Origin of the sequence: Bacillus sp. JFL15 (genome assembly GCF_001184225.1) — a bacterium.
GTDB lineage: Bacteria > Bacillota > Bacilli > Bacillales > Bacillaceae > Bacillus > Bacillus siamensis.
In genome coordinates this window covers 2,841,500-2,858,364 of record NZ_KQ236689.1, presented here as the reverse complement: position 1 = coordinate 2,858,364, position 16,865 = coordinate 2,841,500, and the positions used below count along the sequence as shown (strand labels likewise).

Here is a 16,865-nt window from a genome sequence, read left to right as displayed (position 1 = left end):
TTGTATGTATGTTACTGATGATAATTGAGAGCCTGCGCGAGGTTGGATTTAACCGTAATATCCGAAAAATTAATGCCGAGCTGTACGGCGGTTTGGGCAATTTCCGGCCTGATCCCGGATAAAGTGGACGAAACGCCGATCAGGTTCAGCGCTTCAATTAATTTAAAAATCTGGTGCGCCACCATTGTATCGACAACCACTACGCCCGACAAGTCGATTAACAGATGCTCAATCAGCCGGTTTGCACATGTACTCAGCGTATTTTCAAGAATGTATTTGGCGCGTTCCGTGTCAATATTGCCGACAAGCGGCAGAAGCCCCGTCCGATTGCTCAGCGTAATAACCGGCGAGCTTAATTCTAAAATCATTTCTCTTTGCGCATTCAGCTGCATTTTCGAATTATATTCGGCGTGATCGACAAAGGTGTAAATCGTAAAATCAAATACTTGAACGATTAAATTCTCCCATCTCTTCCTTTCTCCCTCGGCAAACGAAGATTCATGTTTATCGGCAAACGCATCATAATAACTGATGTACAGTCTCCGGTTTCTCATGAATTCACGGACCACATACTGGACCGGGGTATCCAGATGCTTCTGGTCTTTCGCAAGCTCAATCACCCATCGCTCGAACTCTTCTAAAAATTCTTTTTCCGGCATGATATACATTTTATTAATATGCCGGTAAAATTCTTTATCTTGCTCCATCAGCTCTTCTATGATGACGGGATTTGTCAAAGAGTAAATCGAATTCGGATCCGAATCTTCCATCGTTTCAATCCATTCTTTCGCAATTTGATCCACCCGTTCGGAAAAATAGTCGTACAATGCTTCATTTATCTTCATACCTCTTCTCCTTTCCCATTTCCAATTATAGCGTCAGCTGATGCCGAATCAAAATAAAAGCCGTTGAACCATCCAATTATTTGAAATTATTTAGTGCAATAGATTGCGCCTTTTTTATAAAAATGCTTCAAATGACTCTTCCCGAACGGCATAATCTGCCATAAAATAGTAGCAACACCCTTGAATCCACTCGCAAGCATAAAAAAGGAGGGCTTTTTTATGAATGGTGAAATGCGGTTGATTCCTTATGTCACGGATGAGCAGATCATGGATGTGAACGAGCTTCCTGAGGGTATTAAAGTGATTAAGGCGCCAGAATTGTGGGCAAAAGGGTTTAAAGGAAAGGATATTAAAATCGCGGTGCTTGATACAGGCTGCGACATTAATCATCCTGATTTGAAAGACCGGGTTATCGGCGGAAAAAACTTCACCGATGATGACGAAGGCAAAGAAGACGCGATTTCCGATTACAACGGCCACGGGACACATGTTTCCGGAACGATTGCCGCCAATGATTCAAACGGCGGAATTTCAGGTGTTGCGCCGGAAGCGAGCCTTTTAATCGTTAAAGTTCTCGGCGGTCAAAACGGCAGCGGCAAATACGAATGGATCATAAATGGCATCAACTACGCCGTTGAACAAAAGGCGGACATTATTTCCATGTCACTCGGCGGACCGAACGATGTGCCTGAACTGAAAGAAGCCGTCTCAAATGCGGTAAAAAGCGGTGTACTGGTCGTTTGCGCAGCAGGAAATGAAGGTGACGGAGACGAGCGGACAGAAGAACTGTCGTATCCGGCCGCTTACAACGAAGTGATCGCCGTCGGATCAGTCTCAATCGCCCGTAAATCGTCAGAATTTTCAAACGCAAATAAAGAAATTGACCTCGTGGCACCCGGAGAAAACATTCTCTCCACCCTTCCCAACCATAAATACGGGAAGCTGACGGGCACTTCAATGGCCGCCCCGCACGTGAGCGGAGCACTGGCCTTAATAAAAGGGCTTGAACAGGACTCGTTTCAGCGGACGCTTTCTGAAGCCGAAATTTATGCCCAGCTTGTGCGGCGTACTCTTCCTTTGAACATCTCTAAAACATTGGCCGGGAACGGGTTTCTGTATTTAGACGCGCCTGATGTGCTCATGGAAAGAGCCGAACAGGCACAGCTGCTGTCTTTCTGATATTTTTCTCATATAATGATTGATCCGCTTGTCAAAATCACTAATTTTTAAAATGTGAGATTTTCTATTGACAGTGATCTGAATAAGCTGATAAGATAACCAACAAATGATGTAACTTTTCAAAAAAATTGAAATATTTTCTCTTATCGAGAGTTGGGCGAGGGATTGGCCTTTTGACCCCAACAGCAACCGACCGTAATTCCATTGTGAAATGGGGCGCGTGATTTTTGCGCCGAGACGATTGTCTCATAAGGCACGGTGCTAATTCCATCAGACGTGATCTGAGAGATAAGAGAGGCTTAAATTTTGATGTTAAAGCCTCTTTCTCTCATGAGAAAGAGGCTTTTTTGTTACATCTCACTTAAAGGAGGAGACTTAATGACTACAATCAAAACTTCAAATCTCGGTTTTCCGAGAATCGGCTTGGACAGAGAATGGAAAAAAGCGCTTGAGGCTTATTGGAAAGGAAACACTGATAAAGAAACGTTTCTTAAAGAGCTTGACGGTTTATTCTTATCAGCTGTCAAAACACAGCTTGACCAACATATCGATATCGTGCCGGTCTCTGATTTTACTCATTATGACCATGTGCTTGATACCGCCGTCAGCTTTAACTGGATTCCGGAAAGATTCCGCAGCATCACGGATCCCGTTGATACATATTTCGCGATTGCCCGCGGTGTTAAAGATGCCGTTTCCAGTGAAATGACAAAATGGTTCAACACCAACTACCATTACATCGTTCCTGAATATGACGAAAGCATTGAATTCCGTCTGACGAGAAACAAACAGCTTGACGACTACCGCCGGATCAAAGAAGAATTCGGAGCGGAAACGAAACCTGTCATTGTCGGTCCGTACACATTCGTCACGCTTGCGAAAGGATACGAAGAATCAGAGGCGAAAGCGATTCAAAAGCGCCTTGTTCCTCTTTATGTGCAGCTGCTGAAAGAGCTTGAAGCAGAAGGCGTCAAATGGGTTCAGATTGATGAGCCTGCCCTTGTGACAGCCTCTGCTGAAGATGTCCGCGCCGCAAAAGAGCTCTATGAATCTATTACAAAAGAGCTTTCAGGGCTGAATGTCCTCCTGCAGACATACTTCGATTCGGTTGATGCATATGAAGAACTCGTTTCGTATCCTGTACAAGGAATCGGGCTTGATTTCGTGCATGATAAAGGCAGAAACCTTGAGCAATTGAAAAAGCACGGCTTCCCGAAAGATAAAGTGCTGGCAGCCGGTGTGATCGACGGCCGAAACATTTGGAAAATCGATGTTGAAGAACGCCTTGATGCGGCTTTGGATATCCTCAGCCACGCTGATGTTGAGGAGTTATGGATTCAGCCTTCAAGCAGCCTTCTGCACGTGCCCGTGGCGAAACACCCTGACGAGCATCTTGAAAAGGATTTGCTGAACGGCCTGTCATACGCTAAAGAAAAACTGGCGGAACTCGGCGTCTTAAAAGAAGGGCTTCTGTCCGGCAAAGCGGCCGTCAGTGAGCAGATCGAAGAGTCAAAAGCGGCACTTAAAGCTTTGAAAGCATTCGCAACAGGAGCGAACTCAGCTCAAAAAGAAGAATTGAATCAGCTGACAGAAAAAGATTTCTCCCGCCCTGCAAGCTTTGAAGAACGATTGGCGCTGCAAAATGAATCACTCGGTCTTCCCCTTCTGCCGACAACGACGATCGGAAGCTTCCCTCAATCTGCAGAAGTGCGGAGCGCACGGCAAAAATGGCGGAAAAAGGATTGGACGGATGAACAGTATCAAGCGTTTATTAATGCGGAAACGAAGCGCTGGGTTGACATTCAGGAAGAAATCGGCTTAGACGTGCTCGTTCACGGAGAATTTGAACGGACGGACATGGTCGAATACTTCGGTGAAAAACTGGCCGGGTTCGCCTTTACGAAATATGCATGGGTGCAGTCTTACGGTTCACGCTGCGTACGTCCGCCTGTCATTTTCGGAGATGTCGAATTTATCGAACCGATGACGGTAAAAGATACGGTCTACGCCCAATCGCTGACAGAAAAGCACATGAAAGGCATGCTGACGGGACCTGTCACCATTTTAAACTGGTCATTCCCGCGCGTGGATATTTCAAGAAAAGAAATCGCCTTCCAGATCGGGCTTGCCCTCAGAAAAGAAGTAAAAGCGCTTGAAGATGCCGGTATTCAGATTATCCAAGTGGATGAACCCGCGCTCCGTGAAGGACTGCCGTTAAAAACGCAGGATTGGGATGAATATTTAACTTGGGCCGCAGAAGCTTTCCGATTAACGACGTCTTCTGTGAAAAATGAGACGCAGATTCATACGCATATGTGTTACAGCAACTTTGAAGATATTGTCGATACGATCAATGACCTTGACGCTGATGTCATCACAATCGAACACAGCCGAAGCCACGGAGGATTTTTAGAATATCTGAAAGATCATCCTTACGTGAAAGGCCTCGGACTCGGTGTATACGACATTCACAGCCCGCGCGTGCCGGCTACTGAAGAAATCTATCAAATTATCGATGATGCGCTTGAAGTGTGTCCGACAGACCGTTTCTGGGTAAACCCGGATTGCGGGCTGAAAACAAGACAGCAGGAAGAAACCGTTGCGGCATTAAAAAATATGGTCGACGCTGCGAAACAGGCGCGAAAAAAACAAGCTCAGCTTGTATAATAAAGAAACAGCCATCCCTAATGTGCGGATGGCTGTTTTTTTGGGTTTGCTACTTATTCTTCAGCGCCTCTGCAAGTTCACTTAGTGAATCATGCTGCTTAATTTGATAGCCCCGCCCTTCTTTCTGCAAATACCCTTTTTGGCAGAATTGCGTCAGCACATGCAAGAGATGACGGTAAGATACACCTAAATAATCACAAACCGTTACGTGCTTCTCTTTATAAAATCCTTCATAAGCCGTCTGCAAAATAAAATCAGCAAGCCGGTTTTCAACCGGGAACGCCAGACTTTGTGAATACTTTGAAGCCATAAGCGTTGCTTTATCACTTAAAAACTTAGCCAATTCACGCAGAAAATTCGCATCCTGCAGCAATTGCGCGCGGCAGCGGCAAATCGGCAGAGCGAAACACACAGTCTTCGCTGAGGACTGAATGCCTTTTGTGTAATATACTTCATGTAATAGTTCCATCTCTCCGATGTAATCATTTTTGTTGATAAAATTAATTAACGATACTTTTCCGTTTTGATGGGTTACATATATTTTCGCTTTTCCTTCAATCACGTAAAACAGGAAGTCCGGCCTCATGCCCTCTTGAATAATCCATTCATCCCGCTGATATTCCCGCACTTCCATATACTCTTCAGCGGGAAAAGAAAATAAATGCGCGATTGAGTGTTTTTCTATATGATGCCGTTTTTTCTCACCTTTATAAATTTCCATCGTCCACCCCGAAATATATGAGATATCTCATATTATCTTTACGTTTTACATGATAACATGCCAATGAAAAGGAGGAACGGGAATGAACGCATATCGCTGGATGAGTCTGCATTTTTTTAGCTTTTTTATGACATGGGGGATTTTTCTGCCCTATTGGACGGGATGGATGGTCCATATAAAAGGAGTTTCCGTATCCGAAGCCAGTTTCATTATGAGCTTAGGTCTGGCGGCAAGAGGAATTTCCACATTGCTTTTCTTTCCTTATTTATCCGGTAAATTCAGCAGCAGAGCCATATTGAACGGAGCCAGAATCGGTACATTTCTTGCGCTTTTATGTTATATTCCGGCTGACTCTTTTCTAAGCCTGCTTCTTGTCACATTAGGGCTGCATGTGTTTTATCCGGCTTTGATGCCTGCTTTGGACAGCGCTTGCGGCGTTTTGGTACAGCATAATGAATTAAGAGATTACGGGACCAGCCGGCAATGGGGGTCCGCCGGATTTGTTTCAGCCGGCGTCATCCTGTCCGTCTTTACAGGTATATTTGGCGATCAAGTGATTTTATGGGCACTGCTTTTGGGCACTCTGATATTCGTATGCCTCAGCTTTATGCATGCGCCCGCTGTTCTTTCAAAACGGCCGGAAACAGATTGTACAAAAAAAGAGGGCATGGTTGCCTTATTCCGCATCAAACATTTCGGTCTGGTGCTCGCAATCGTTATCTTGCTGCAGGCGGCACATGCGTCTTACTACAATTACGGTTATCTCTTTTTGCAGGAAATCCATGCACCCGCATATGCAATCGGAATCATCATCAACATCGCCGTTATTGCAGAGATCATTTTCTTCGCAATCGCTGACCGATGCTTTCATCGATTTACGGCTGGTGCTTTGCTCGCTTTGGCGGCGCTTGGTGCTACCGTACGCTGGATACTCGTATTTGCCTTTCCGCATGTCATCATTTTCTGCATCGCGCAGACGCTGCACGCCTGTTCATTCGCGATGGGACACTATGCATTTATGAAATACTTAATTAAACATATTTCCCCTGCGCAAGTCCCGAAAGCCCAAGGCATATATTCAGCGCTTGCGCTCAGCTGGAGCACTGCGGTATTTACTATTTTCGGAGGTTTTTTATATGAAATTGAACCCCGGTATGCCTTTATCGGAATGGTTGTTTGTACGATCCCCTCTATGCTTCTTGCCCTTTTATACAGAAAACTGGAAATGAAAAAGAGAGTTTTTGCAGGACATGCACAAGATATATAGACAAAGCTTTCTTTATATATATGATCCCATTTCCAGCTGTTATTTTGACCGATTTGCCAATGTTTTGCGATGTATCTTCAGCTATAGTTAAAGTATTCGATCAACCGAGGGGGACTTGAGATGAATCAGCACACTTCATTTTTAAAGCGGGCGGTCACGCTTGGAGTTGAGAGCGTGGATGAAGGCGGAGGGCCTTTTGGCTGCGTCATCGTTAAAAACGGCGTCATTATCGCCGAAGGGCAGAACAATGTGACATCCAGCAACGATCCGACAGCCCATGCTGAAGTAACGGCGATCCGGAATGCGTGCCGGACGCTTCAAACATATCAGCTTGACGATTGTGTGATTTACACAAGCTGTGAACCCTGCCCTATGTGTTTAGGCGCCATTTATTGGGCGAGGCCAAAAGCGGTATATTACGCATCCAGCCACTCAGATGCCTCTGATGCAGGCTTTGATGACACCTTCATATATGATGAAATCAAGAAACAGCGGACGGAGAGATCAATTCCTTTTTATCATCTCAGCTTCTCCGATCATACCGTGCCCTTTGACGCCTGGAAAACTTCCGCCCGCAAAAAAGTATATTAATCCAGAATAACCTGCTCACAACGCAGGTTTATTTTTCGTGAACGCAATTGATTAATTAAGGTCATTCATTCAGAAAAATGGACAGCATAAGTGAATATATTGATAAAGTACTGCTTTACGCTTTTTTTCGGGGACTTTATACGTAATGAAGACATTTTCTGTCAACTCATAAGGAGGGACATTGTGTCACAGCCTAATTTACCTAACATCACCCCTGTCGTGACCCATTCCAGAGACGATACCATTGACCTTCTTCTTTCATCAATTGCGATGGAAGAGCTGGGAATGGCCCATATTCTGGATGCGGAAGGAGAAAAAATCCAATATGCGCTCGGAACGATTCCCGGATTAACAGGGCCGCCGTCAAGTCTTACGGATATTTTGAACTTGAATGAGAGCGTCCGTCATACGCTTGACAACTTAATGAAACAGGAACTTCTTCTCGGTTCAAAATTGGACAGTATCTCAAATATTCCTGCACTGGCGGGGCCGACTGGACCGACCGGGATTACTGGGGCCACTGGCGCTGCTGGAGAAAATGGACCGATAGGAATTACTGGAGCTACAGGGGTCTCCGGGCCCACAGGCATCACTGGTGCTGCCGGAGCCATCGGACCGCCCGGAGGCACAGGTACTACTGGGGCCACTGGAGCGGCAGGGCCGACTGGACCCACTGGTATCACTGGAGCCACCGGCGCTGCGGGTGTCACCGGAACAAGTTTAACGGCGACTTCCGGATTTGCAAGTAATACGGGCGGCGGTGTTGTCGCTGTTGTTATCGGCGGCACAGCCATTTCCTTGCCGAATGATCAAAACCTTTCCCCGGATATTACGGCTAATGCTGCTAATACTGTGTTTACCGTTGCACCGGCAGGACGGTACTATATCTCCTACCAGATTAATTTAGCAGCCGGCCTGCTTGTAAGTTCACGGGTCCTGATTAATGGCACCCCGCCTGCAAGTTCAATTATTGCACCTGCCGTGTCATTGGCAAACTTCAATAACTCCTTCATTGTGAATTTGTCAGCAGGCAGCACCATCCAGCTTCAGCTGTTCGGATTATTAGGTGCGGCGGCATTGCTTGGAGGAAGTGCCGGTGCGGCGTTGAACATTATTCGATTATCTTAACGGAACAAAAAAAGGATCAGGCGTTTGTCCGCTGATCCTTTTTTAATTGTGTCAGAAGTTCTTGTGCAGGTTTAAATTGAGGATTAGATTTCACGGATTTTTTGGCGTAAGCGACGGCCGTCATATCATGGTTTAATGCAGCATGGCATTTCGCCATATGATAAAAAGCTCTGAAATCGCCGGCACCTTTTAAATGTAAGTGGCCAGCATTTTCTTCTTCAATCTTCGTTCCGTTTTCAAATGCTTTGATAGCCGCTCTGTACTTTTCCAAATGATATAATATAAGGCCCTTATAATAATGAAGATTGCTGTAATCAGGATAAAGCCTGAGCACCTTCTCAATCCCTTGCTCCGCTTCTTCATACCGTTTGAGTTCAAGCAATATTGTATATTTTAAATGATACAAGAGAGACGGGGGCATTCGTTTTTCGCTTAAAAATTGAAAAATTGATCCGTTGACAAGATGTAATGCTTTTTCATAGTCTTTTATTCTGCAGCATTCGCTTGCCAAATGATAAATAAGCCACGGATCCGGATTCTCCTCTGAAAGCTCTTCATTTAAAATGCTGATATTCCGTTTATGTTTTTGTTTGATCTTTTCTTCCTGCTCCAAATAACCGTAGTGATGAATCACACAAGGAAGCGTAAAAAAAGCATTGTTTTCTTCCTCATTGGAAGAGGTGATATTTTCGTGAATTCTGCCTTGGTACAGAAGGCCTTCATGATTGCGGAACAGTCTCGGCTGCATGCTTTCAAACGCTTCATTTTCATCCAGCTGCTTCCCCGTGTAATTGATGATTTTTAAAAGACCCCGGCTCGGTAATTCATCATGAAGCAGCGAAGTGATAAAGCGGCCGCTCTCCTGATCGAGCTCTTCATCCGCGTCAAGTATTAAAATCCAATCCCCTTTTGCATGCTGCAGGCCGTAATTTCTCGCCTTGGCGAAATCATTCTCCCATTCTAAATCAAACACTCTGGCCTGAAAGCTTTTGCAGATATCTTTTGTATTATCTTGTGATCCGGTGTCTACAATGACGATCTCGTCCACAATATCTTGTACACTTGATAAACACCGGGAGATATATCTCTCCTCGTTTTTTACAATCATGCAAAGCGTCAGTTTACATTCAGCATTTCCGCTCATGTTCTCACCTTTCCCGCTTTTGGAGTTGTTGATTGAACCAAGGCTTCTCAGGAGTGCCGTTCATCGTTACGAAAACAGGCCGCACCCATCTGACGGCAGGTTCGGCAGATGATGATTCCGGATCCCATTCCCGAAGCTGCCTGACCGCCCGTTTCGTAATGGGATGCGTCCGGAATTCTGGCGGACTTTCAGAAATGAATTTTTTCGTTCGTTCCGTCACTGTCTTCATTTCATGAAAGTGCCGCTCATACATCCGCTTCTTCTCTCTTTCCATGCTAATCAATAAAAACAGCCGCCCGCCTGTTTCCGCCTGCCAGCGGCACAATGCGGAAAACAGCCTGATTTCTTCTTTGTAATTTGAATCCTTTCTTTTATCAACGGTCACAGCCAATATATGTAACAGCGCAATCGTGAGACAATGCATCGCTTCAAAAGATGTCTGTTTCGCTTTTGAGAGGCTTGGATACGGCATATGCTTCACCCATCTCTTCCTTTATGAACGCTCCCCGCCTTTCCTCCTCCATTCGCATTCCTCACAATCCCCGCACTCACAGCAGCCAATGCGGCCGTAAAACAGACCGTCGCACGGATCTTCGGGCGGAGGATTCGGAAAGCGCGGATCACATGAGTCGCTTGGATTGTCGCACGGGTCATCAGAATCATCACGATCGCAGGGTTCATCTGGGTCCCACGCGTCATCAGGATCATCACGATCGCAGGGTTCATCTGGGTCCCACGGGTCATCAGGATCGTCCGGGTCACTTGGATTGCTTCGGTCATCAGGATCCATGCAGGCTTCAGAATCCTGTAAGTAGATAATGTCCTCAAGCTTTGTCTGCAAAAGGAGCTGGGATTTCATGACTGTGCGCAGAAGCCGTTCGGTGCTTCGATTGATGGCTGACAATTCCTCCAGAGAAGGATCGCCGGAAGCGCCGAGAAACGTTTGAATTCGATCTGCTTCCGCCTGCAGAATATGGGATAGTCCGATTTCTTCCATAGCCACAGATGAAAGAAGGAAGTTCAAAGTCTCACATTTGGAGAGTGTAATGTCGGGGGTGATGTTCGGGATATTTGGAAGAGACATCGATTTCTCCCTCGTTTCTCTTGGTGTCATTATGCAAAAGTGCTATATCGTATTCTTATTCCGGGAGAGAAGAGTTCATTACTGATGTTTTCGTTAATAAAATATCCCGGATCTTATATATCCGGGATATTCGTTCTTTATTTATTTGAGTTCAAGTTTGACGTCAACATTTCCTCTTGTTGCTTTTGAATACGGGCAGAACTCGTGAGCGGCGTGTACAAGCTTCTCCGCCGTTTCTTTATCAAGGTCTTTTGTATCAATGACGAGCGTTACGCCGATTTTGTATCCCCCGTCACTCTCATCTTTTAAAAGGCTGACCTGCCCTTCAATTTCAGAAGTCAGGTCGATATTCTGTTTTTTGGCGGCGAGCTCAAGCGCTCCCCCGAAGCAGGCAGCATATCCTGCCGCAAAAAGCTGTTCAGGGTTTGTGCCCGTTTCTCCGTCTTTTTTTGCATTCGGCATGATGATGTCAAAATCCAGCACTCCGTCTTCGGATTTAATATGTCCTGACCGTCCGCCGACTGCGGTCGCTTTTGCAGTAAATAATGCCATAATTATCAGCCTCCTCATTGTACTTACTGTTTATATTACCCATGCTCATATTTTTAAACATATTAGAATAGGAAATGGGCCGTTTTTCGGCTACAATAGGGGTAACGTTAACAAACAAAGAGTTGGTGAAGAAGTTATGGCAGAAAAAGAATTTGAACATATGAAACTGGAGAATCAGCTTTGCTTTTTGCTGTATGCAAGCTCAAGGGAAATGACGAAACGGTACAAGCCGCTGCTTGATAAGCTCAATGTGACCTATCCGCAATATTTGGCGCTTCTTTTATTATGGGAGCATGAAGAACTGAATGTAAAACGGATGGGTGAGCTTTTGCACCTGGATTCAGGAACGCTGACACCGATGCTGAAACGGATGGAGCAGCGCGGAATCATTATAAGAAAGCGGTCGCCTGAAGATGAGCGCTCCGTGACGATCAGGCTGACAGATGAAGGATGGGCCATGCAGAAAACGGCGGCGGATATTCCCATTGCCATGCTGGAACAGACAGGACTGTCAAAAGAGGAATTAAAGCAGGTAAAGCAGTCGCTTTATGAGGTTTTAAGAACGCTGCACGGCGAAAAATAAGGATGCCCCGAATGGGCATCCTTATTTTTATTCTGCTGCCAGAAGCTTTACTTCTATATTTCCCGCCGTCGCTTTTGAATACGGGCAGACACCGTGCGCTTTTTGGATAAGTGCTTCCAGCTCCTGTTTCTCAATGCCGGATGCTTTAACCTCAAGCGTAACGCCGAGTTTATATCCTTGATCTGCTTCATCTTTCAGCAGACTGACATGCGCAGTGACCTCTGTTTCAATACTCAGGCGCTCTTTTCTCGCTACAAGCTGAAGGGCGCTGTCAAAGCAGGCTGAGTACCCTGCAGCAAACAGCTGTTCAGGGTTTGTGGCGTGTTCGAGACGTTTCGCTCTTGGCGTTCCCGGCATGGCAACATCAAGATTCAGCACACCGTCAGAAGACGTGACTTTCCCCTCCCGTCCGCCGGCGGCTGATACTGTTGCTGTAAATAATGGTTTTGTCATGTGAATTCACTTCTATTATATTTTGTACAATTTAATTTTACGAAATATAAAGTAACTCGTCAATCTTTCTGTATAAAAAAAAAGCCTACCCTTTTTTCAGGATAAGCTTAAGAGACTATACTCGGATTTGTCCGTTTCCTTTGATGATGATTTTTGTAGATGTTAACGCCGGAAGCCCCATCGGTCCTCTCGCGTGAAGCTTTTGCGTGCTGATGCCGATTTCGGCCCCGTATCCGAATTCAAAACCGTCTGTAAACCGGGTTGAAGCATTATGATACACGGCAGCGGCGTCTACGGCCGTCTGGAAGTATGCGGCATGCTCGCCGTTTTCCGTCAGAATGGCTTCTGAATGGTTTGTGCCGTACTGCTGAATATGGCGGACCGCCTCCTGTACGTCCTGCACCGTTTTTACACTGAGAATCGGCGCCAGGTATTCAGCTCCCCAATCGGCCTCTTCGGCTTGTTTCGCTGCAGGCTCCAGTCCGCAAATCACCTGATCTCCGCGAAGCTCCACCCCTTTTTCTGTCAGCTGACGCAGCAGTTTTCGCCCGTGTTCTTGCGCCCATTTTTCATGAATCAAAAGAGATTCAATCGCATTACAAACGGAAGGACGCTGTGTTTTGGCGTTGATGACGACTTCTCTTGCCATATCTGGATCTGCTGACTCATCTATGTACACGTGGCAGTTTCCCGCTCCGGTTTCTAACACGGGTACGGTGGATTCCCTGACCACAAGATCAATTAAATTTTTGCCGCCGCGCGGGATCAATACATCCAGACCGTCATTTAATGTAAAGAGCTGTTTCGCGGTTTCTTTGCTTGTATCTTCTATGAGCTGAATGGCATCAATCGGAAGCTTTGACAGCCCGAGTGCGCGTTTCATCACACTGACAAGTGCTATGTTGCTATGGATGGCTGAAGAACTTCCTCTGAGGACAACCGCGTTTCCGGTTTTCAGGCAGAGTGTGGCAGCATCTACGGTAACATTCGGTCTGGCTTCATAGATCATGCCCACTACTCCGAGGGGCACGCGGATTTTTTCAATGAATAATCCATTCTCTTTTTGAATGGTCTCCAATGATTCACCGACGGGATCTTCAAGACCGATTAACAGTTCCACAGCGTCCGCGATATCGAGCAGGCGTTTTTCATCAAGAGTCAGCCTGTCAATAATGTCAGCTGTCAATCCTCTTTTCTGTCCTGCTTCAATGTCTTTCTGATTCTCTGTTAAAATCAGCTGCCGTTCATTTCTGAGTCCGTCTGCGATACATTGGAGCGCTTCGTTTTTTTCAGCCGTCGTTTTCATGACCATTTCGGCAGCGGCTTCTTTTGCCAAGGCTGCTTTTTGCAATACTTCACTCATTTGTTTTCCCCCTCGTCAAATAAATTCACCCAATCATCTCTGTGAATCACTTCCACCTGCTTCGTGCCCGGAAGCTGATCGCTCCGCTTCCCTTTAGCTTCTAAAATCTCATCGGATGAGTAAAGCGTCTGGCCTTTTCCGATGATGCCGCCGGGCCCTCTGACTTCCACCACAGCCCCTTTCGGAAAACTGCCGCAGACATCGGCGACACCGGCCGGGAGCAGACTTGACCCGTTATGGATCATCGCCTGCTCCGCTCCCCCATCAATGATGATTTCCCCTGATATCGGAGAATGAAACATGATCCATTGCCGTGTATTATTCACTGAGGACAGCTCTTTATCGCCGATATATGTGCCGTCACCTTTTCCGTCTAAAATCACCCTCAGTTTTTCCCGCCCGGAGCCGGTGCCGATAAACACCTTCACTCCGAGCGACAATGCGGTCTGGGCGGCGAGAAGTTTTGACTTCATGCCGCCTGTGCCGACCTTTGAGCCTGTTGATCCGGCATATCCGAGCAATTCAGGTGTGATGTCATTCAGATAGTCAAACCGCTTTGCGTCCGGGTTTTCATTCGGATTGGCATCGTACAGGCCGTTAATGTCTGTGAGAATCATTAATTGGTCTGCATGAATCAAACCGCTCACAAGCGCCGACAGCATGTCGTTATCACCGAACGTCAGCTCTTCGACAGATGTGGAATCATTTTCATTGATAATCGGCACGACTCCCCGCTCCAGCAGCTCCATTACCGTAGCGTACGCATTTCTGTACCGCTCTCTTTTTGAGAAATCATTTCTTGTTAATAAAATTTGCGCCGGCGTCAGTCCGTATCTTTTTAAATGGTCCATGTATTGCTGCATTAAAAGCGTCTGGCCGACCGCGGCAGCCGCCTGCTTTCCTTTTATCGTAACGGGGCGCGACGGATAGCCGAGAGCGGAAAAACCCGCGGCCACAGCGCCTGAGGTAATGAGAATGACTTCATGCCCGTCTTCTTTTAATAATGAAATGGCTTCCGTATGCTCTTTGATTTTGGTTTCATCAATGCTTCCGTTACTGTTGGTGAGCGAGCTGCTCCCGATTTTCACAACAATTCTTTGCTTTTTCATCGTTTCTCCTCCGTGGCAATCAATCCAAACCGGCTTTCTTCAATAAAAAAAGCCCATTCCGTCCTGAAAAATAAGGACGAAATGGGCTTTCCGTGGTACCACCTTGTTTGAACGCGTTTTGCACGCGTCCCGCTTTCCTGTAACGCCAGGTTATCGCGCCTGAGTTTTCCCCTCAGGACTCCAAGGCAGGTTCGGCAGGTTTCATGCGGCAAAATGTTTCAGCGGGCCATTTTGCTCTCTGTCACAGAAATTTCTGCGTACTGATCCTCTTCAACGCTCAATGATTTTTTTATATTATGCAAAGAAAAAAGGTTCTTGTCAAGACATTTTTATCCATAAAAACAGCCCGCCTCCCCGGCGGACCGTCATTAATTAAATACGATGGTTTTGTTTCCGTGAACGATGACACGGTCTTCCAAGTGCCATTTTACGGCTCTCGCCAACACGCTGCGCTCAATGGTTCTGCCGATATTCTTCAGATCTTCCGCGTGATCTCTGTGATCGACGCGTTCGATATCCTGTTCAATAATCGGACCTTCGTCAAGATCGTCCGTCACATAGTGAGATGTCGCCCCGATTAATTTCACTCCGCGCTCATAAGCCCGTTTATACGGATTAGCGCCGATAAAAGCCGGCAGGAATGAATGGTGGATATTAATAATCCGATTCGGATGGGCAGATACAAAATCAGACGTCAAAATCTGCATGTAGCGGGCAAGAACGATCACATCAATCTCATACCGCTCCAGCAGCTCAAGCTGGCGCCGCTCCACTTCGGCGCGGATGTCTTTGTTAGCTTTCATGTAATGGAACGGAATATTCAGCGGCTCGACCACTTCTTTCGCCTCTTCATGGTTGCTGATGACGACAGCAATTTCGGCCATCATATTGCCGCTTTGCCACTCCCAAATGAGTTCATGAAGGCAGTGCAGCTCTTTGGATACAAAGATCGCCACGCGCTTCAGCTCACTTGCCAGAGAGAGGCTCCATGTCATGCCGAATGTCTGGGCGATTGAGGCGAACGCCTGCTTTAAATCCTCTTTTTTCTCACGAATGCCCTTGCAGTCGAATTCAATCCTGAGAAAAAAACGTCCGCCTTCAGGGTCAGTCGTATATTGATTTGATTCAATAATATTTGCACCGTGGTCAAACAAAAACGCGGACACAGCCGATACAATTCCCGGCTGATCGGGGCAGCTGACAAGCAGGCGCCCTTTTTCCTCATTCCCATCGCGGTATTCTTTCAGCCGCTGTGTCATATATGAATTCATATGCTTTAATCCCTCGTATCTTCATAATTCGTAACTTATTATAGATTATACTGAAAATTTGATAAAAATCAATTTACGAAAGAATTTTCAGCCCTGCGGCTGCGCACAAAATAAGCGCAATGAAAAAGATGCGCTTCGCATCCTTCTGCTCGCCGTAGAAAAGAATGCCGGCTAAAGCGCCGCCCGCCGTGCCGATACCGGTCCAGATCGCATAGGCCGTTCCCATCGCAATCGTCTCCATCGCATAAGAAAGCAAGGAAAAAGAAGCCGCAAAGCCTGCGATAATGAAAAGAATCCATTTGACTTTCTTTTCTTTTTGAAATTGATTCATCAAAATGACCCCGAGCATTTCACAAAGGCCCGCGGCTATCAGGCTGATCCAATGCATTACGCCTTCTCCTCCTTCGTCTCAGGCTTATCCTGCGTCACCAGCTTTAATCCGATAACACCGATCAGCAAAACGCCGATCAGCACGATTTTCACCGGATCGGCCTGCTCTTTGAAAAGCAGAATTTCACTGAGCACGGTGCCGGCTGTTCCGAGCCCTGTAAAGACCGCATATACCGTTCCTACGGGCAGGCTGTCTGTCGCCTTGATTAATAGATAAAAACTGATGATGATTCCTGTAATCGTGGCGCTCCACGCCAGTGCCGAATCAGCATGTTTCAGGCCGGTGACCCATACCACTTCAAATACGGCGGCTATGACCACTAAACCCCATTTCATGTTCTTCACCCTTTCTTGTTCCGGACAATACAAAAAAGCCCGGATAGTCGTCTCACATGAGATTGACTCTCCCGGGCTTTTTTCCCTCCGTGTGCATATGCGGGAATATGTCCGCATATGTGTTTTCTCTCGGACCAGGCCATGTATGAACATGCGGAACCCTAGAAAACATGTCTGTTCGT

At 46.3% G+C, this 16,865-nt stretch carries 18 protein-coding genes, 2 riboswitches and 1 other annotated feature; of the genes, 6 read left to right on the top strand and 12 right to left on the bottom strand.

Translation table 11 applies throughout. The features are described from left to right. Window positions 1-11: 11 nt before the first annotated feature. The gene (locus AD710_RS14415; protein ID WP_049628349.1) at window positions 12-845 is read right to left on the bottom strand and encodes an STAS domain-containing protein; all 834 of its coding nucleotides are present in this window, start codon (window positions 843-845) and stop codon (window positions 12-14) included. 219 nt (window positions 846-1,064) lie between these two features. Between AD710_RS14415 and AD710_RS14410 the strand changes: the two genes are divergently transcribed. Both AD710_RS14410 and metE read left to right on the top strand, forming a co-directional pair. Then, window positions 1,065-2,024 carry a S8 family peptidase gene (locus AD710_RS14410; RefSeq protein WP_016936389.1) on the top strand — a complete coding sequence of 320 codons (960 nt, stop codon included), beginning with the start codon at window positions 1,065-1,067 and terminating at the stop codon, window positions 2,022-2,024. A gap of 140 nt (window positions 2,025-2,164) precedes the next feature. Continuing rightward, window positions 2,165-2,319: riboswitch (SAM riboswitch) on the top strand. 83 nt (window positions 2,320-2,402) lie between these two features. Further along, complete coding sequence (gene metE, locus AD710_RS14405; RefSeq protein WP_049628348.1) at window positions 2,403-4,691, top strand: 5-methyltetrahydropteroyltriglutamate--homocysteine S-methyltransferase; 2,289 nt, start codon at window positions 2,403-2,405, stop codon at window positions 4,689-4,691. Window positions 4,692-4,740: 49 nt separating this feature from the next. Here the strand turns inward: metE and yeiL are convergent, their stop codons facing one another. Beyond that, window positions 4,741-5,412: a transcriptional regulator YeiL gene (gene yeiL, locus AD710_RS14400; protein WP_049628347.1), complete on the bottom strand. Its 672-nt coding sequence runs from the start codon at window positions 5,410-5,412 to the stop codon at window positions 4,741-4,743. Window positions 5,413-5,494: 82 nt separating this feature from the next. On the opposite strand from yeiL, the gene AD710_RS14395 reads away from it, so the two are divergent. The 3 genes from AD710_RS14395 to AD710_RS14385 all read left to right on the top strand — a co-directional run bounded on the left by AD710_RS14395 (window position 5,495) and on the right by AD710_RS14385 (window position 8,398). Beyond that, a complete protein-coding gene (locus AD710_RS14395) occupies window positions 5,495-6,679 on the top strand; it encodes an MFS transporter (RefSeq protein ID WP_049628346.1) in 1,185 nt (394 codons plus the stop codon). Window positions 6,680-6,799: 120 nt separating this feature from the next. Continuing rightward, window positions 6,800-7,270: a guanine deaminase gene (locus tag AD710_RS14390; protein WP_049628345.1), complete on the top strand. Its 471-nt coding sequence runs from the start codon at window positions 6,800-6,802 to the stop codon at window positions 7,268-7,270. Between the two features lie 183 nt (window positions 7,271-7,453). Further along, entirely contained in the window at window positions 7,454-8,398 is a 945-nt protein-coding gene (locus AD710_RS14385; RefSeq protein WP_049628344.1) for a BclA C-terminal domain-containing protein, read from the top strand. Window positions 8,399-8,414: 16 nt separating this feature from the next. On the opposite strand, the gene AD710_RS14380 is transcribed toward AD710_RS14385, so the two are convergent. From AD710_RS14380 to AD710_RS14365, 4 genes are all read right to left on the bottom strand, one after another. Continuing rightward, complete coding sequence (locus AD710_RS14380) at window positions 8,415-9,542, bottom strand: glycosyltransferase family 2 protein (protein ID WP_049628343.1); 1,128 nt, start codon at window positions 9,540-9,542, stop codon at window positions 8,415-8,417. Window positions 9,543-9,546: 4 nt separating this feature from the next. Continuing rightward, window positions 9,547-10,014, bottom strand: coding sequence for a hypothetical protein (locus AD710_RS14375; protein WP_049628825.1), 468 nt, complete (start codon window positions 10,012-10,014; stop codon window positions 9,547-9,549). Between the two features lie 21 nt (window positions 10,015-10,035). Beyond that, complete coding sequence (locus tag AD710_RS14370; protein WP_049628342.1) at window positions 10,036-10,626, bottom strand: alpha-helical endospore appendage domain-containing protein; 591 nt, start codon at window positions 10,624-10,626, stop codon at window positions 10,036-10,038. Between the two features lie 141 nt (window positions 10,627-10,767). Next, the gene (locus AD710_RS14365) at window positions 10,768-11,178 is read right to left on the bottom strand and encodes an organic hydroperoxide resistance protein OhrB (RefSeq protein ID WP_016936399.1); all 411 of its coding nucleotides are present in this window, start codon (window positions 11,176-11,178) and stop codon (window positions 10,768-10,770) included. 136 nt (window positions 11,179-11,314) lie between these two features. On the opposite strand from AD710_RS14365, the gene AD710_RS14360 reads away from it, so the two are divergent. Beyond that, entirely contained in the window at window positions 11,315-11,761 is a 447-nt protein-coding gene (locus tag AD710_RS14360; protein WP_049628341.1) for a MarR family winged helix-turn-helix transcriptional regulator, read from the top strand. A gap of 27 nt (window positions 11,762-11,788) precedes the next feature. Here AD710_RS14360 and AD710_RS14355 read toward each other — a convergent pair whose 3' ends face one another. From AD710_RS14355 to AD710_RS14330, 6 genes are all read right to left on the bottom strand, one after another. After that, the gene (locus AD710_RS14355; protein WP_049628340.1) at window positions 11,789-12,214 is read right to left on the bottom strand and encodes an organic hydroperoxide resistance protein; all 426 of its coding nucleotides are present in this window, start codon (window positions 12,212-12,214) and stop codon (window positions 11,789-11,791) included. Between the two features lie 115 nt (window positions 12,215-12,329). Then, a complete protein-coding gene (locus AD710_RS14350) occupies window positions 12,330-13,577 on the bottom strand; it encodes a glutamate-5-semialdehyde dehydrogenase (RefSeq protein ID WP_049628339.1) in 1,248 nt (415 codons plus the stop codon). Beyond that, complete coding sequence (proB, locus tag AD710_RS14345) at window positions 13,574-14,686, bottom strand: glutamate 5-kinase (protein WP_045925691.1); 1,113 nt, start codon at window positions 14,684-14,686, stop codon at window positions 13,574-13,576. The genes AD710_RS14350 and proB overlap by 4 nt, the downstream gene beginning before the upstream one ends. A 69-nt stretch (window positions 14,687-14,755) precedes the next feature. Continuing rightward, window positions 14,756-14,969 (bottom strand) — a binding site (T-box leader). Between the two features lie 85 nt (window positions 14,970-15,054). Further along, complete coding sequence (gene purU / locus AD710_RS14340; protein WP_016936403.1) at window positions 15,055-15,957, bottom strand: formyltetrahydrofolate deformylase; 903 nt, start codon at window positions 15,955-15,957, stop codon at window positions 15,055-15,057. Between the two features lie 73 nt (window positions 15,958-16,030). Further along, entirely contained in the window at window positions 16,031-16,345 is a 315-nt protein-coding gene (locus AD710_RS14335; RefSeq protein ID WP_016936404.1) for a DMT family transporter, read from the bottom strand. Continuing rightward, complete coding sequence (locus AD710_RS14330; protein ID WP_029575216.1) at window positions 16,345-16,683, bottom strand: DMT family transporter; 339 nt, start codon at window positions 16,681-16,683, stop codon at window positions 16,345-16,347. The genes AD710_RS14335 and AD710_RS14330 overlap by 1 nt, the downstream gene beginning before the upstream one ends. 66 nt (window positions 16,684-16,749) lie before the next feature. Beyond that, window positions 16,750-16,859, bottom strand: a riboswitch (guanidine-I (ykkC/yxkD leader). Window positions 16,860-16,865: the final 6 nt, after the last annotated feature.

Excerpts from the sequence above, each read along its gene's own strand:
- AD710_RS14335 (WP_016936404.1), bottom strand. The coding sequence starts at position 16,345 with ATGCATTGGATCAGCCTGATAGCCGCGGGCCTTTGTGAAATGCTCGGG.
- AD710_RS14410 (WP_016936389.1), top strand. The coding sequence starts at position 1,065 with ATGAATGGTGAAATGCGGTTGATTCCTTATGTCACGGATGAGCAGATC.
- proB (WP_045925691.1), bottom strand. The coding sequence starts at position 14,686 with ATGAAAAAGCAAAGAATTGTTGTGAAAATCGGGAGCAGCTCGCTCACC.
- AD710_RS14415 (WP_049628349.1), bottom strand. The coding sequence starts at position 845 with ATGAAGATAAATGAAGCATTGTACGACTATTTTTCCGAACGGGTGGAT.
- AD710_RS14330 (WP_029575216.1), bottom strand. The coding sequence starts at position 16,683 with ATGAAATGGGGTTTAGTGGTCATAGCCGCCGTATTTGAAGTGGTATGG.
- AD710_RS14370 (WP_049628342.1), bottom strand. The coding sequence starts at position 10,626 with ATGTCTCTTCCAAATATCCCGAACATCACCCCCGACATTACACTCTCC.
- AD710_RS14380 (WP_049628343.1), bottom strand. The coding sequence starts at position 9,542 with ATGAGCGGAAATGCTGAATGTAAACTGACGCTTTGCATGATTGTAAAA.
- AD710_RS14350 (WP_049628339.1), bottom strand. The coding sequence starts at position 13,577 with ATGAGTGAAGTATTGCAAAAAGCAGCCTTGGCAAAAGAAGCCGCTGCC.
- AD710_RS14365 (WP_016936399.1), bottom strand. The coding sequence starts at position 11,178 with ATGGCATTATTTACTGCAAAAGCGACCGCAGTCGGCGGACGGTCAGGA.
- AD710_RS14395 (WP_049628346.1), top strand. The coding sequence starts at position 5,495 with ATGAACGCATATCGCTGGATGAGTCTGCATTTTTTTAGCTTTTTTATG.
- yeiL (WP_049628347.1), bottom strand. The coding sequence starts at position 5,412 with ATGGAAATTTATAAAGGTGAGAAAAAACGGCATCATATAGAAAAACAC.
- AD710_RS14375 (WP_049628825.1), bottom strand. The coding sequence starts at position 10,014 with ATGCCGTATCCAAGCCTCTCAAAAGCGAAACAGACATCTTTTGAAGCG.
- AD710_RS14355 (WP_049628340.1), bottom strand. The coding sequence starts at position 12,214 with ATGACAAAACCATTATTTACAGCAACAGTATCAGCCGCCGGCGGACGG.
- AD710_RS14390 (WP_049628345.1), top strand. The coding sequence starts at position 6,800 with ATGAATCAGCACACTTCATTTTTAAAGCGGGCGGTCACGCTTGGAGTT.
- metE (WP_049628348.1), top strand. The coding sequence starts at position 2,403 with ATGACTACAATCAAAACTTCAAATCTCGGTTTTCCGAGAATCGGCTTG.
- AD710_RS14360 (WP_049628341.1), top strand. The coding sequence starts at position 11,315 with ATGGCAGAAAAAGAATTTGAACATATGAAACTGGAGAATCAGCTTTGC.
- purU (WP_016936403.1), bottom strand. The coding sequence starts at position 15,957 with ATGAATTCATATATGACACAGCGGCTGAAAGAATACCGCGATGGGAAT.